Source organism: Sulfitobacter marinus, assembly GCF_900116285.1.
In the GTDB taxonomy this organism is placed as follows: Bacteria; Pseudomonadota; Alphaproteobacteria; order Rhodobacterales; family Rhodobacteraceae; genus Sulfitobacter; species Sulfitobacter marinus.
On record NZ_FPAJ01000002.1, the window covers coordinates 181,473 to 195,699 of the forward strand.

General features: G+C 59.8%; 13 protein-coding genes. 3 read left to right on the forward strand and 10 right to left on the reverse strand.

Going from position 1 to position 14,227, the window contains the following annotated elements:
* The first annotated feature begins 31 nt into the window (after window positions 1-31).
* Window positions 32-2,212: a thiamine pyrophosphate-dependent enzyme gene (locus BM347_RS06370; protein WP_093916063.1), complete on the forward strand. Its 2,181-nt coding sequence runs from the start codon at window positions 32-34 to the stop codon at window positions 2,210-2,212.
* Window positions 2,213-2,331: 119 nt separating this feature from the next.
* On the opposite strand, the gene BM347_RS06375 is transcribed toward BM347_RS06370, so the two are convergent.
* From BM347_RS06375 to BM347_RS06410, 8 genes are all read right to left on the reverse strand, one after another.
* Entirely contained in the window at window positions 2,332-3,570 is a 1,239-nt protein-coding gene (locus tag BM347_RS06375; protein ID WP_093915616.1) for a mandelate racemase/muconate lactonizing enzyme family protein, read from the reverse strand.
* Between the two features lie 118 nt (window positions 3,571-3,688).
* Window positions 3,689-4,894 carry a TCR/Tet family MFS transporter gene (locus tag BM347_RS06380; RefSeq protein ID WP_093915617.1) on the reverse strand — a complete coding sequence of 402 codons (1,206 nt, stop codon included), beginning with the start codon at window positions 4,892-4,894 and terminating at the stop codon, window positions 3,689-3,691.
* Window positions 4,895-4,898: 4 nt separating this feature from the next.
* Window positions 4,899-6,224 carry a lyase family protein gene (locus BM347_RS06385; protein WP_093915618.1) on the reverse strand — a complete coding sequence of 442 codons (1,326 nt, stop codon included), beginning with the start codon at window positions 6,222-6,224 and terminating at the stop codon, window positions 4,899-4,901.
* Between the two features lie 3 nt (window positions 6,225-6,227).
* A complete protein-coding gene (locus BM347_RS06390) occupies window positions 6,228-6,938 on the reverse strand; it encodes an alpha/beta fold hydrolase (protein ID WP_093915619.1) in 711 nt (236 codons plus the stop codon).
* Window positions 6,931-7,719: a 3-oxoadipate enol-lactonase gene (gene pcaD / locus BM347_RS06395; protein WP_093915620.1), complete on the reverse strand. Its 789-nt coding sequence runs from the start codon at window positions 7,717-7,719 to the stop codon at window positions 6,931-6,933. Before pcaD ends, BM347_RS06390 begins: the two co-directional genes overlap by 8 nt.
* A 22-nt stretch (window positions 7,720-7,741) precedes the next feature.
* A complete protein-coding gene (locus BM347_RS06400) occupies window positions 7,742-8,713 on the reverse strand; it encodes a threonine ammonia-lyase (protein ID WP_093915621.1) in 972 nt (323 codons plus the stop codon).
* Complete coding sequence (locus BM347_RS06405) at window positions 8,710-9,534, reverse strand: alpha/beta fold hydrolase (RefSeq protein WP_093915622.1); 825 nt, start codon at window positions 9,532-9,534, stop codon at window positions 8,710-8,712. The genes BM347_RS06400 and BM347_RS06405 overlap by 4 nt, the downstream gene beginning before the upstream one ends.
* The gene (locus BM347_RS06410) at window positions 9,534-10,220 is read right to left on the reverse strand and encodes a haloacid dehalogenase type II (RefSeq protein ID WP_093915623.1); all 687 of its coding nucleotides are present in this window, start codon (window positions 10,218-10,220) and stop codon (window positions 9,534-9,536) included. Before BM347_RS06410 ends, BM347_RS06405 begins: the two co-directional genes overlap by 1 nt.
* 186 nt (window positions 10,221-10,406) lie before the next feature.
* Here BM347_RS06410 and BM347_RS06415 point away from each other — a divergent pair, with 186 nt between their 5' ends.
* On the forward strand, window positions 10,407-10,835 hold the full coding sequence (locus BM347_RS06415) for an FKBP-type peptidyl-prolyl cis-trans isomerase (RefSeq protein WP_093915624.1): 429 nt from the start codon (window positions 10,407-10,409) through the stop codon (window positions 10,833-10,835).
* A 152-nt stretch (window positions 10,836-10,987) separates the two neighbouring features.
* The gene (locus BM347_RS06420; RefSeq protein WP_093915625.1) at window positions 10,988-12,100 is read left to right on the forward strand and encodes a THUMP domain-containing class I SAM-dependent RNA methyltransferase; all 1,113 of its coding nucleotides are present in this window, start codon (window positions 10,988-10,990) and stop codon (window positions 12,098-12,100) included.
* 70 nt (window positions 12,101-12,170) lie between these two features.
* On the opposite strand, the gene BM347_RS06425 is transcribed toward BM347_RS06420, so the two are convergent.
* Both BM347_RS06425 and fabB read right to left on the reverse strand, forming a co-directional pair.
* Window positions 12,171-12,962, reverse strand: a complete 792-nt coding sequence (locus BM347_RS06425) for an enoyl-ACP reductase FabI (protein ID WP_093915626.1) — start codon at window positions 12,960-12,962, stop codon at window positions 12,171-12,173.
* A 9-nt stretch (window positions 12,963-12,971) separates the two neighbouring features.
* A complete protein-coding gene (fabB, locus tag BM347_RS06430; RefSeq protein WP_093916064.1) occupies window positions 12,972-14,201 on the reverse strand; it encodes a beta-ketoacyl-ACP synthase I in 1,230 nt (409 codons plus the stop codon).
* Window positions 14,202-14,227 lie beyond the last annotated feature (26 nt).

A 14,227-nucleotide genomic window follows, 5' to 3' on the forward strand; every position in this document is an offset into this window, starting at 1 on the left:
AGGAGCCTTTGGCCAGATCGGAATGGTGACAATGGACCGCGTACAGATTGTTCATGATAATTTCCTGCGTCGCATTGCGGCGCAGGATTTTCCTGTTGGCGGCGCCGTCACTCCCGGATTGGATAATGCATCGGCTGTCGGATTGTACCGTGCGCAGGTTTTATCCCGTGCGCTGGATCTGCAAAGCCGTGTGATGCAGGCCAATAAGCAGGGGTTCTATACCATTGGGTCCAGCGGGCATGAGGGAATGGCTGCCGTTGCTCATGCACTGCGCCCCGATGATATAGCTTTTCTCCATTACCGGGATGCTGCCTTTCAGATCGCGCGCGCTGATCAGGTCGGCGGGCAAGATATGTTGCGCGACATGTTGCTGTCTTTTGCTTGTTCCTCGGACGATCCGACCAGTGGAGGGCGTCACAAGGTGTTGGGTAGCCGCCGCCTGATGATCCCGCCGCAGACGTCGACCATTGCCAGCCATTTGCCCAAAGCGCTCGGTGCGGCCCACGCGTTGGGGTTGGCCCGGCGTAACCCGCCGGAACATCGATTGCTGGCCCATGATGGGATTGCAATGTGCAGTTTTGGGGACGCATCAGCGAACCATTCCACGGCGCAAGGGGCTATCAATGCGGCTTGTTGGACTGCAGTTCAGGGAGTCCCTTTGCCGTTGCTCTTCGTGTGCGAGGACAATGGCATTGGCATTTCGACGAAGACGCCAACCGGGTGGATCAACGCCTCCATGTCGGCACGTCCGGGTCTTGCGTATTTCGAGGCGGACGGCTTGGATTTGTTCGCGGCCTATTCCGCAGCCAAGGCCGCGGCGGATTTTGTCCGCAAGCATCGCAAGCCCGCCTTTCTGCATCTGCGCACCGTGCGGCTTTATGGCCATGCGGGGGCCGATATCGCGACAAGTTACCTGCCGAAATCCGAGGTCGAGGCCGACGAGGCGAATGATCCGTTGTTGCATACTGTGCGTCTGTTGGCCGATGCCGGTACTTTGACTGCGGGCGAAGCATTGGCGATTTACACCGAAATGTTGGATGCTGTCGCGCAGGCCGCCGATGATGTTGTGACCCGCCCGCATCTGCAATCGGCGGCGGATGTAATGTTCAGCATTGTGCCGCCCAAACGCGCCTGTGCGCTGGTCAATGGCCCGTCCGACGCGCGCCGAGCAGAGCTGTTCGGGGGTGATATTAACCAAATGACGGCCCCGCAACCGTTGTCCAAGATCATCAACTGGGCGCTGCATGATCTGATGCTGGCCCATCCTGAAACCCTGATCATGGGCGAGGACGTGGGCCGCAAGGGCGGTGTTTACGGCGTCACGCAAAAGCTGCAATCGCGTTTTGGCCCCGCCCGCGTGGTGGATACATTACTGGATGAGCAATCCATTCTGGGTTTCGCCATTGGTGCCGCACATAATGGCTTTGTCCCGATGCCCGAAATCCAGTTCCTGGCCTATTTGCACAATGCCGAGGATCAGTTGCGCGGCGAGGCGGCAACCTTGCCGTTTTTCAGCAACGGGCAGTGGACCAACCCCATGGTGCTGCGCATTGCGGGGCTGGGCTATCAAAAGGGGTTCGGCGGGCATTTCCACAATGACAACTCCTTGGCTGTGTTGCGCGACATTCCCGGCATCATCATTGCGTGTCCTTCCACCGGCGCGGATGCGGCGATGATGCTGCGCGAAGCACACCGCCTTGCGCGCGAAGAGCAACGGGTTGTCGTGTTTGTCGAACCGATCGCGCTCTACCCGATGCGGGATCTGCTGGAAGCTGGTGATGGCGGCTGGATGACGTCCTACCCCGCGCCCGATGAGCGGATCGGCTTGCAAGAGATTGGCGTGCATGGCGATGGCAGTGACTTGGCGATCGTGACCTATGGCAATGGCCATTACCTAGGTCGGCAGGCGCAGGCTGATCTGGCGGCTCTAGGCGTGCAAGCGCGCGTAATCGACATGCGTTGGCTCGCGCCCTTGGCCGAAGATGCGATTATTACTGCTATCGGTGACCGCCCCGTTCTGATCGTGGATGAATGTCGCCGCACCGGTGGTCAGGCCGAAGCCATCATGGCCCTGATGCAGGAACGCGGCGTCGCCCATTTCGCGCGCCTCACGGCCGAAGACAGCTTTATCGCCACAGGCCCTGCTTATGCTGCGACACTGCCATCGCGCGAGGGGATCGTTGCCGCATCCAAGACGTTACTGGGAAAGTAGCCCCGCCTACGCACCCGTTTTCTCGCGGCCAACTTTGACTTCGGGCGTGGCATCGGTGCTTTTGCCCCGCTCGCCGTTTTCCGGTTAAACTGCGCGAGCACCTGCTATTTTAGCATCGCTTATGTCCCTTCTTGGTCCACGGGCGCGCCGCCCTGAAACGCGTTGCCATTGGCGTAATCACAGGGGGCTTCCTGCATCTGCAAATGCAGGTCTGACCCGGCATAGGGATGCGCGCGGGCCAGATCTTCATTCACGTTCATGCCCAAACCGGGGGCGGTCGGGGCAGGAATATATCCATCTTCGACCTGAATGCTCCCCTTGATCAGTTGATCGTGAAATGGGGTTCCGATGCATTCGCACATCAAGATGTTGGGAATGGAAACGGCCAGATGTATGTTCGCGGCCCATTCCACTGGGCCTGCGTAAAGATGCGGCGCGATCTGCGCGTTATACACTTCGGCCATGGCGGCGATCTTCTTGGTTTCCCAGATACCCCCGGCGCGCCCCAATGCGGGCTGCAAGATAGCAGCAGCACCGGCGCGCAACACTGGCGCGAATTCTGCCTTGGTGGTCAGGCGTTCCCCGGTGGCGACGGGGATACCGACGCTGCGGGCAACGACCGCCATTTGCTCGACCGCATCCGGCGGGATCGGCTCTTCGTACCATAGCGGGCTATATGGCGCGATCGCTTGGCCCAAACGTATCGCACCGGCGGTGGTGAATTGCCCGTGGGTGCCAAATAGCAAATCGGCCTTGTCGCGCACTGCATCGCGGATGGCTTTGCAAAAGGCGACCGATTGGCTGATGTCGGTCATCGCGGGCATATGTCCGCCGCGCATCGTATAGGGACCAGCAGGATCAAATTTGATTGCGGTATAACCGCGTGCCACGCAATCAAGCGCCGATTCCGCGGCCATTTCCGGAGAGGTCCAAAACGCCGCGATGTCATGGTGGGGAAGCGGGTACAGATAGGTATAGGCGCGCACGCGCTCGTTCATCCGCCCGCCAATCAACGCATAAACCGGGCGGTCACGGTCTTTGCCCAAAATATCCCAGCAGGCGATTTCCAACCCGGAGAATGCGCCCATCACCGTCAAATCAGGCCGCTGGGTAAAACCTGACGAATAGACCCGGCGAAACATCAGCTCGATGTCTTCGGGGTTCTGCCCCTGCATATGCCGTTCGAACACATCCTGGATTACAGCGCGCATCGCCTCAGGGCCTACGGAAGAGGCATAACATTCACCCCAACCGACAACCCCAGTATCCGTGGTCACCTTGACCAATATCCAATACCGCCCACCCCAGCCCGGCGCAGGGGGGGCTGTCACAATCACATCAAGATCCTGAAGCTTCATTTTACAGCCTTATCTTCCAAATGGATTAAAATCCCGGGGGTATGGGGGCTGGCCCCCATTTGGGTTGCGTAAGCGGCGGCGCGCAAGGTGCAAGCCTCAACAATGGCCAGACGCGGTCTCATGACGTGACCCTAGGGGGCTGCCAGCGGATGAAAATCGATACAGCAATCACGGTCAACAACAGCGACAACAAAAATGGGGCACCGGGAAAGTAAGGCGCAGCGCCGGGCGCAGTAAACGCGGCAAATGTGCTGGTCATGGCCAGCGGGGCAACCACCATTGCCAAGGCCGAAGCAGAGGTCAGCACCCCTTGTAGTTCTCCTTGGGCGTTTTGGGCCACGGCTTGTGACATGATCCCTTGCAAGGCGACAGGGATAACCCCGGCCAGTGCCGCCAGTGGGGTCAAAAGCAAAACTGTTGTGCCCGACGTCACGGTGGCGATCAGGAAAAACGTGACGGCGCTAAAGACATATCCGAACAATACGGTGCCGCGCTCCCCGAGGTTTTTCAGAACAGGGCGGATAACCCCCGCCTGTACGATCGCCATAGATAGCCCGAAAAGGGCAAGCGATGCACCAATGAGAGCGGGCGACCAATCGAACTGTGCCTTGCCGAAATAGCTCCAGACCGAAGGATAAACAGCAAAGGCTAGGTGATACAGAAAATAGACCAGCAGCAGACGTTTGATGCCCGGCAGCGCGCCTAGATGCCGTACCGCCCCCAAGGGGTTGGCGCGCCGCAATGACAAAGGCCGCGCATTTTCAGGGGCCACGGTTTCCTTCAGCACGACCCAACCAAAGGCGACATTGCTGGCGGCCAGCGCCGCTGCGGCCCAGAAAGGCGCGCGGGTGCCGAGTTCGGCCAGAAACCCGCCTGCGACGGGGCCCAGCACAAAGCCCATGCCAAATCCCGCGCTCACCAGCCCGAAGTTTGCCGCGCGGTCTTTCGGGGCAGAAATATCGGCCATATAGGTGCTGGCCGTGGCCGCCGTTGCCGCTGAAATGCCGCCGATCACACGGCCCAAAAGCAGCAACCAAATCGACCCGGCCAGTGCCATTAACACATAATCCAAGGCCATCACTGTCAGCGAGGTCAGCAAGATCGGGCGGCGTCCGAACCGGTCGGACAGGCTGCCGACCAAGGGGCTGAACAGGAACTGCATCACCGCAAAGGTGGTTGCCAGAACCCCGCCCCATAGGGCTGCTTGCGATAGATTGGCACCGCGCACTTCTTCGATAAGATCGGGCATGACAGGGATGATCAGACCGATGCCCATGGAATCGATCATAACAGTCGCAAGGATGAACAACGCCGCCGGTCGCACCGCGTCAAAGCTCCTGCGCGCGTGTAACGAACGCTTGGGCGTCCACCGCGGCATGGCCCATCTGATGGGCGGGGTCGAACAAGCCTGCCGGCAGCTCCGGGTAGTCGGCACGGGCCAGATCGCCCAAAGGCACCTGCTTGTCCTGTGCGTCACGGCATAATCGTTTGGTCACGGCCTGCGCTTCTGGGCGGGGCATGATTTCGGCCAAGGCGAAGCTCAGCGCTTCGGCGTGGATCAGACCCGGCCCGCCCGTCAGTGCGTTGTGCATCTGAACCGGATGCGGGGCGATACCGTCGATCAGGGTTTTCGCATGTTGCAAGCCTGATGCCAGACACAGTGCCAGTTGCGGCACGGCCATCCATTCCGCAAACCACGCCCCGCCATCGCGCTGATGTTGATGCGCCGCGGCCGCCTGTAAAGTGGCGCGTTGGCCGGTGAATTGATGCCCAAGCGCGATGATGGCTGACGGCCCTACGGGGTTTTGCTTCTGTGGCATGGTCGATGATGCACCGGGCGCACCAAGGGCAATTTCCCCGATCCCGGTCGCAGTCAGCCCCATCATGGATTGCGCCATATGCGACAGCGTCGCCATAACGCGCCCTTGCCAATCAGCGATGCGCAGGACCGGACCGCGATCCACATGCCAGCTGCGTTTGGGGTCATTCAGGCCAAGCGCCTTGGCCAGTGCGGCGCGGGTTTCGGCGGCTTTGGGTCCAAGCGCAGAACCGGTGCCCGCGGCACCTGACAGGGACACGAACAGAGATGTGGTACGCAGGGAATCTAACTCCTCGACCGCGTCGATCAGCGGCATACCCCATTCCGCCAACACCGCGCCCCAGCTGGTGGGCGTGGCGTGCTGCCCATAGGTACGTGCGGGCAGGGGCAGGGTTTTGTGATCCTCAGCCGCCGCCGCAAGAGATGCAATGAGGGCGCGCAGGTCGGTTTCGGCCAGCACCAATGCCTGACGCAGGCGCAGCATCAGCGCGGTGTCGATGATGTCTTGGCTGGTCGCCCCCCAATGAACGTGCTGCGCAAATTCGGGGGCCTGCATTTCGGCGCGGAACTGCGCCAGCAGCCCCGGTACGCTGACCCCGTTTTCGCCCGTTGCTTTTGCGATGGCACCGGGATCGACCTGAATTTCGAGCGACGCGCGGTGGATCGCCGCCGCGCTCATCTCGGGGATCACGCCAAGCGCGCCTTGCACCTTGGCCAGCGCCCCCTCGACCAGCAACATGGCGCGCACCGCAGCCGTGTCTGAGAACAGACGCCCGGCATCCCCCGTCGGGAAAAGCAGCGCATAAAGGGGGCTGTCGAAAACGCTGGCGGCCATGTGTTACCTCTTGAGGATCGTATCAATAATCTGCGCCAGCCCTTTGGGGGCAGCAAAGAAGGGCGAATGCCCGGTGGACATCTCATAGACATCCGCGCTTGGCCAGTCTTTGGTCATTGTCACCTGGTAGGCGGGCGGAATGGTTTGATCATTCATACAGCGGATATAGCTGCGCGGCTTGGCGTCGGCACGGGCCGTATCAGGCAACGCTTTGGTTGTGGGGGCCACGGCTTGCGCGCACAATAGCGGGTTGGCGAAATCGGCAACACCTTCGGGGCAATCGTTATAGAACAACCCTTCGGTCATGGTCGGATCAAGGGTAAAGCTTTTGCCATCCTCGCGCATCCGGACTGCAGGCATCAGCGGTTGGCTGGGGGCCTGTTTGCGCATGTCGGCCAGTGTCAGGCCTGGGGCGGCGACATAGGCGCATAGGTAGATAAGCCGTGCCATTGCGTCAGGGTCCTTTTGAGCGGCTGCACTGATCACAAAGCCGCCCATGGAATGGCTCAAGACAACGGTGTCTGGCGTGCATGCTGCCAGCACAGCGTTGGCATAGCTGTCCAGCGTGACGTCATTCACGGGTGTCTGATCGGCCCCATGGCTGGGCAGGTCAATGGCGCGGGGGCTGTGGCCTAGCGCTGTCAGTTCGGGAATCAGATCGCGCCAGCACCATGCGCCGTGGCACGACCCGTGAACCAAAAGTATATCAGACATGTCCGACGCTTTTCAGGAAATCGGTTAGCACTTGCGCGTATTCCACTGGGTTCTCGACGCAGGGCAGATGGCCGGTTTTGCGGATGATGTGAAACTTTGACCCGGGGATCAGATCGACAGTTTCACGCACCAGATCGGGCGGGGTCGAGCCGTCTTCGGACCCTGCGATGCCCAGACACGGCAGACGCAATCCCGCCGTTGGCGTGTAGAAATCCGTGCCGGAAATCGCGGCAGAGCAGCCCGCATAGCCGTCGTTTTCCTGACGGGTCACCATATTGCGCCACAGCTCAAGCTCGGGCGTGGCGCGGAAATCGGCGGCGAACCAGCGCTCCATTATCGCGTCCGCAAGGCTTTCGATGCCGTTTTCCTGAACCGCTTTGATACGATCCGCCCACATTTCAGGGGTGCCGATCTTGGCCGCGGTATTGGACAGAACCATCGCGCGGATCAGGTCCAGCCGTTTGGTCGCCAGCCCTTGGGCGATCATGCCGCCAATCGACAGACCGACAAATACACTGTCTTTGACGCCCAGAAAATCCATCAGTTTTTCGGTGTCCGAGACAAGAGCGCCCATCGAATAGGGCGCAGGCGGACATGTCGAAAGACCATGCCCGCGTTTATCAAACCTGATAATCCGCAACCCCTTGGGCAGCAGTGGCAGGATCGGATCCCAAAGGCGCATGTCAGTGCCAAGTGAATTTGCGAACACAACCGGCGCGCCATCATCAGGGCCATCCACTCGGTAATGCAGGCGGACATCGCCAGTATCAAACAGCTTCATGGGGTAGGGTCCTTTGTATTGGTCACGTGAGGGTGGCAAGGGCGCGGGCGAACATATCGGCATCCACGTTCCCGCCGGAAATCGTAACGATGACATCATCGCCCTCAATCTGATCGCGCCGGAACAGGGCCGCCGCTAGGGCAATTGCTCCGCCGGGTTCAGCGACGAGCTTGAGCCGGTTGAAGGCGTGGGCGACGGCTTGCAGCGCTTCGTCATCTGTGGCGACGAGGCCGGGACCACACAGCCGTTGCATGATTGGAAAGGTAATATTGCCGGGTTGCGGCGTGACGATCGCATCGCAGAGTGATCCGGACAGGGCAGGGTTGCGCGCAATGCTGCCTTGGGCCAGTGACCGCGCAACATCATCAAATCCGGCAGGTTCGGCAGGGCGCGCCCGCAGGCTGGGGGCGTCAGCCTCAAGTGCCAGCGCGATCCCCGAGGTCAGCCCGCCGCCACCGCAACAGACGATCACATCGGCGGATGTTATGCCCAGCTCGGCGGCTTGCTTTGCAATCTCAAGGCCGGTGGTGCCTTGCCCCGCAATCACCTGCGCATCGTCGAATGGTTTGATCAGGCTTAGCCCGCGTTCAGCCGCCAGTTTGGCACCGATGGCATCACGGTTTTCGTTTGCGCGATCATACAACACCACCTCGGCCCCGAGGGCGCGGGTGTTATCGATTTTCAGCCGTGGCGCATCGGATGGCATGATGATGACAGCAGGCACCCCGTGCCTTTGGGCGGCCAAAGCGACACCCTGCGCGTGGTTGCCACTGGAGAACGCAATCACGCCCTTGGCGCGGGTATCAGGGTCCAGGGCCGACAGCGCCGACCAGCCGCCGCGAAACTTGAAACTGCCTGTGTGTTGCAGACATTCAGGCTTTACCCAGACACGACGGCCTGCGATTTCATCCAGAAACGGGGAATTCAGCAGTGGCGTGCGTCGGGCATGACCCTCAAGGCGGGCAGCAGCAGCGCGGATCATCTCTATATTCATGTCATGGCCTCTATCCATTTGTGCAGGGCCGCGACCGCTTCGGGTTCGTCCAGAAACGGGATATGCCCGCGTCCCGGCACGCGGCCCACGATCATGTCGGGGCGGCGTCTTTCCATTTCTGCCAGTGTCTCTTCGCTCAGCAGGTTTGAATTCAGCCCTCGAATACACGCCACTGGCAGCCCTTCAAGCGCATCGAAATAGGGCCACAGATCGGGCGATGGGGCACTGAACGCCTTGGCCACCGCATCGCGCAGGTGTTTGTCATAGGTGATTTTTAGGCCTGCATCGGTCTGAGTGTAATGCTTGACCGCTTCTTCCATCCAGCGGCTGTCTGGCACGCCCTTAAAATCAGGAAACAGACCGGGCATGGCGGTGGCCAATTCGGCGTGGGATTTAGCGGCAGGGTTGCGGCCGATAAATTGCATGATGTCATCCAGCCCCATCGTTTCAATATGCGGCCCCACATCATTGAACGCCACGCCCAGCAGGCGGTCCTTGGCCCCCATCGCCAAGCCCATTGCGTTCAACCCACCGCGCGAGGTGCCAAGGATCGCAACTTTATCCAGCCCCAGATGGGCCAGCAATTCCAATGCGTCGCGGCATTCAACAGGGGGTGAATAATGCGACCAGTCAGGATCGAAATCCGATTGCCCCCGCCCGCGATAATCCATCTTGATCAGACGGTTGCCCGCCAGATGCGGCGTAACATAATCGAAGTCAGCCGTGGTGCGTGTCAGCCCAGCCAAACACAATATAGGCAGGCCCGTGCCCTCGTCGCTGTAATACAGGTTAAGCCCGTCGGAAGAGGTGAAATGCGGCATCAGACACCTGCTAGCGCTGGTATTTCAGTAAGTTCGTTGAGGATGTTTACGGGGCGCCAAGGCATGCGGTCAACCGGCTCTGCGTTGCGATTCACCCAAGCAGTTGTAAACCCGTATCCGGTTGCAGCCGCAGCATCCCAGCCATTTGACGACACAAACAAAACCTCGTCTTTGGCGCAGCCGAAATGCTGGCTGACCAAATCATAGACCCGCGCATCGGGTTTAAAGACACCAACGCTTTCGACAGATAACAGCGCATCCAGATATTCCTGAATCCCTGCGGAGTTCACGGCCCCCTCCAGCATCTGGGGTGATCCGTTCGACAAGATCGCAGTATTCAGCCCAGCTTCTTTCAACTGGTGCAGCATTGCGGGGACTTCTGGATAGGCTTGAAGTTCCCAATACAGCGCCAACAGACGTGCCCGTAGGGCGGGATCATCAGCATGCCCTGTTTTCTCAAGCGCCCAGTCCAAGGCATTTTGGGTGACCTCCCAAAAATCGACATGGGTGCCTGTGACAGCGCGCAGCCATGAATAGCCAAGCTGTTTTTGCCGCCAATGCTCCGCAACCTGAGGCCAGCTCTCCTTGAGCGCAGAAAAATCCGGCTCGATCGCAGCTTGACGTGCGGCAGATGTCACATCGAATAATGTGCCATAAGCGTCAAAAACACAGGTGGTAATTGGCATCGGACCCTCCCTTGGAATGCACAATTTCGAGAGTGGCACGGGTGAGGAGGACAGAAAAGGCCGAAAACTAGCCCAATAAGGGTTTACGCCAGCGCGCAGGCTTGAAACACTGGCCAGTGAACCCCAGAGCACCCGCGCAGACACGCGGCCTCTTGCACTTATACCCCATCCATATTGGAGATTGTTATGACGCAGGTTAAATCCGGCGATACCGTTGCTATTCATTATACAGGCACGCTGCTGGACGGCAGCACCTTTGACAGTTCCGCCGGACGCGATCCGTTGGAATTCGTTGTCGGTTCGGGCCAGATCATTCCCGGCCTCGACGTGGCGCTGCCCGGGATGGAGGTCGGCGACAAGAAAGTTGTCAAAATTGCCAGCGAAGACGCCTATGGCCCGCTGAACCCCGAAATGCGCCAGGCCGTGCCGCGCGAAGGTATCCCAGCCGATATCCCGCTTGAAGTTGGTACACAGTTGCAGATGCAAACACCCGATGGCCAAGCCATGCCTGTTATGGTGGTTGAAGTGGACGATGCGACAGTGACCTTGGATGCAAACCATCCTTTGGCGGGCAAAGACCTGCAATTTGACATTGAGCTGATGAAAATCGCCTGATTTTTCAATGCCAGCGCGGGACATCCTGCGCTGGCGACGGAAAATTCAAATTTTCCGGTACGGAGTTTTCGAAAACTCCGGCGACGGCCGATAGGGCTGCTGTTTAAAAGAAACCGCTCGAATAGCGCGGCGTTGCACAGTAAGCAGCGTCTATGAACCCAGATACCAGCTTTGATATATTCCTCGTTTCGACGCCCGGCCTAGAAGACGTGCTCTTGGCCGAGGTCGTGGAAAAAGGCTTTGCTAATCCGACGCTCTCACCCGGTGGTGTGACGGTGCAGGGCGGCTGGCCCGAGGTCTGGCGCGCCAATCTTGAACTGCGTGGGGCGTCCCGCGTCTTGGCGCGGATCGGGTCCTTTATGGCGTTCCATCTGGCGCAGCTTGATAAACGCGCGCGCAAATTCCCTTGGGGGGATGTGCTGCGCGCCGATGTGCCCTTGCGGGTTCAGGTGACAACCAAAGCGTCCAAAATATACCATGCGGGTGCCGCGACCCAGCGGATCGAAACAGCCCTGCGCGAAAGCCTTGGTGCGACGATCTCACCCGAGGCGGCGCTCGTCCTCAAGGTGCGCATTGACGACAACGTCGTAACGCTCAGCCTAGATACCTCAGGCGAATCTTTGCACAAGCGCGGTCACAAGGAAGCCATCGGCAAAGCTCCGATGCGCGAAACCTTGGCATCCCTGCTGCTGCGGCAAGCGGGCTATACTGGAACCGAAACGGTCGTGGACCCGATGTGCGGGTCAGGCACATTTGTGATCGAGGCGGCCGAGATCGCCATGGGCGTGAACCCGGGCCGCAGCCGCAGCTTTGCCTTTGAAAACCTTGCCAGCTTTGACCCCGAACTATGGGAAGAAATACGCGCTAAACCGCCTCAGGCGACCGACCTGCGGTTCTACGGATCAGACCGCGACGCGGGTGCCATCCGGATGAGCCGCACCAATGCTGAACGCGCCGGTGTCGCTGATGTGGTGCATTTTGAAAACCATGCAGCGGGCGAACTTACTCCGCCTGACGGCCCACCGGGCCTCGTGATCGTGAACCCACCCTATGGCGGGCGCATCGGCAACAAAAAACTGCTCTATCCGCTTTATGGCACGCTGGGCCAAACGCTCCTGACCCGTTTCAAGGGCTGGCGCGTCGGCCTTGTCACGTCTGAGCCACCACTGGCCAAAGCAACGGGACTACCGTGGAAACCCCAAGGCCCCGCGATTGCCCATGGCGGCATGAAGGTCTGGTTCTACCAAACCCCACCGCTACGCTAAGCGCAGCGCCCTATTTCCAAATGGTCTGAAATCCCGGGGTCCGGGGCAGCGCCTCGGTCCGCCAGTACCGTCAAAGATGCTCGGCCTGTGGCATTCCCAGCACATGAAACCCGCCATCAACGCGAATGATCTCGCCCGTGGTGCAGGCCCCCGCATCCGACGCCAGATAGACGGCCGTGCCACCCACAGCGTCAAGCGTGGCGTTTGACCGCAACGGCGCGTTCATATCGGTGTGCTTGTAGGTCTTGCGCGCCCCGCCGATTGCGGCACCGGCAAGGGTTTTCATCGGGCCCGGGCTGATCGCATTTACGCGGATGCCTTCTGGCCCCAGATCATTCGCCAGATAGCGTGTCGCGGACTCCAATGCTGCCTTGGCAACACCCATCACGTTGTAGTTCGGCACAACGCGGTTTGATCCTTGATAGGTGAGCGTCATCAAGGTGCCGCCGTTTTCGACCATCAAGGGATGGGCGCGGCGAGCGATTTCGATAAACGAATAGGCCGAGATATCCAGCGAATGTTTGAAATTCTCGCGGCTGGTGTTCAGGAACCGGCCCGTCAGTTCGGATTTGTCGGAAAACGCGATGGCGTGAACCACGAAATCAATCGTGGGCCACCGTGCGCCAAGCTGTTCGAATGCGGCATCCAAGGACGCATCATCGGTCACATCCACATCGACCATGAAATCCGACCCGACGCTTTCGGCCAGTGGTTTCAAACGCGAGCCAAAGGCCTCGCCCTGATAGGTGAATGCCAGTTCGGCACCGGCCTCGGCCATTGCTTTTGCAATGCCCCATGCGATGGAACGTTCATTCGCGACGCCCATAATCAGGCCGCGTTTTCCCTTAAGTAGATCTGACATGTGCTGTCCTTACTCTTTAAACTTGGAAAGGATCATCGACCCGTTGGTGCCGCCAAATCCGAATGAATTGGTCATCACGGAATCCAGACCTGCATTATCAACCCGCTCCAGCGCGATTTCGGAGGGGCCCAACTTGGGGTCCAGATCGACCACATTGATGGACTTGGTAATAAAGTCATGCTTGAGCATCAGCAGACAGAAAACCGCCTCTAATGCGCCAGCAGCCCCTTGCGCGTGGCCCGTCATGGATTTGGTCGAGCTGACCGGCGGCGTTGACCCTTGGCCAAACACGCGGCGGACCGCTTCGATCTCGCCCACATCGCCGACGGGGGTCGATGTGCCGTGGGCGTTGATATAGCCGACCTTGCGACCTTCGGGCAGGGATTGCAGCGCCAGACGCATGGCGCGTTCGCCGCCCTCGCCGGACGGGGCCACCATGTCGTGACCGTCGGATGTGGCCGCGTAACCGGTTACTTCCGCATAGATCGTGGCACCGCGCGCCTGCGCGTGTTCCAATTCTTCCAGCACCAGCATGCCGCCACCGCCCGAGATGACGAACCCGTCGCGGTTGGCGTCAAAGGCGCGGCTCGCGGTTTCAGGGGCGTCGTTATATTTGCTGCTCATCGCGCCCATGGCGTCGAACAGACAGGACAGCGTCCAATCCAGTTCCTCGCCGCCGCCGGCAAACATCACGTCTTGCTTGCCCATCATGATCTGTTCGGCCGCGTTGCCGATGCAGTGCAGAGACGTGGAACAGGCGCTGGTGATGGAATAGTTGATGCCTTTGATCTTGAACGCCGTGCTCAGGTTGGCACTGACGGTCGAGGACATGCATTTGGGAACGGCGAAGGGCCCGATCCGTTTGGTCGCGCCGGTGTCACGCACCACGTTATGTGCGGTGAACAGCGCGGATGTTGACGGCCCGCCGGACCCCGCCACAAGGCCGGTGCGTGGATTGCTGATTTGGTCCTCGGTCAGGCCTGCGTCTGCAATGGCTTGGGCCATGGCAATATAGGCATAGGCCGCACCACCCCCCATGAACCGCAACGCGCGTTTGTCGATGTGATCTGCCACGTCGATCTTAAGCGTACCTGCAACGCGGCTGCGAAACCCGTGCTCGGTCATTTCAGGGCTCGCAACGATCCCGCTGGTCCCTGCCTTGAGCGATGCAAGCACCTCTTCAGCGTTGTTTCCGATGGATGAGACGATCCCCAACCCTGTGACGACGACGCGGCGCATGGGCGCACTCCCTTGATCTTGCCGGG

Excerpts from the sequence above, each read along its gene's own strand:
- BM347_RS06420 (WP_093915625.1), top strand. The coding sequence starts at position 10,988 with ATGAACCCAGATACCAGCTTTGATATATTCCTCGTTTCGACGCCCGGC.
- BM347_RS06415 (WP_093915624.1), top strand. The coding sequence starts at position 10,407 with ATGACGCAGGTTAAATCCGGCGATACCGTTGCTATTCATTATACAGGC.
- BM347_RS06370 (WP_093916063.1), top strand. The coding sequence starts at position 32 with ATGGACCGCGTACAGATTGTTCATGATAATTTCCTGCGTCGCATTGCG.
- BM347_RS06390 (WP_093915619.1), bottom strand. The coding sequence starts at position 6,938 with ATGTCTGATATACTTTTGGTTCACGGGTCGTGCCACGGCGCATGGTGC.
- pcaD (WP_093915620.1), bottom strand. The coding sequence starts at position 7,719 with ATGAAGCTGTTTGATACTGGCGATGTCCGCCTGCATTACCGAGTGGAT.
- BM347_RS06375 (WP_093915616.1), bottom strand. The coding sequence starts at position 3,570 with ATGAAGCTTCAGGATCTTGATGTGATTGTGACAGCCCCCCCTGCGCCG.
- BM347_RS06400 (WP_093915621.1), bottom strand. The coding sequence starts at position 8,713 with ATGAATATAGAGATGATCCGCGCTGCTGCTGCCCGCCTTGAGGGTCAT.
- BM347_RS06385 (WP_093915618.1), bottom strand. The coding sequence starts at position 6,224 with ATGGCCGCCAGCGTTTTCGACAGCCCCCTTTATGCGCTGCTTTTCCCG.
- fabB (WP_093916064.1), bottom strand. The coding sequence starts at position 14,201 with ATGCGCCGCGTCGTCGTCACAGGGTTGGGGATCGTCTCATCCATCGGA.
- BM347_RS06425 (WP_093915626.1), bottom strand. The coding sequence starts at position 12,962 with ATGTCAGATCTACTTAAGGGAAAACGCGGCCTGATTATGGGCGTCGCG.
- BM347_RS06405 (WP_093915622.1), bottom strand. The coding sequence starts at position 9,534 with ATGCCGCATTTCACCTCTTCCGACGGGCTTAACCTGTATTACAGCGAC.
- BM347_RS06410 (WP_093915623.1), bottom strand. The coding sequence starts at position 10,220 with ATGCCAATTACCACCTGTGTTTTTGACGCTTATGGCACATTATTCGAT.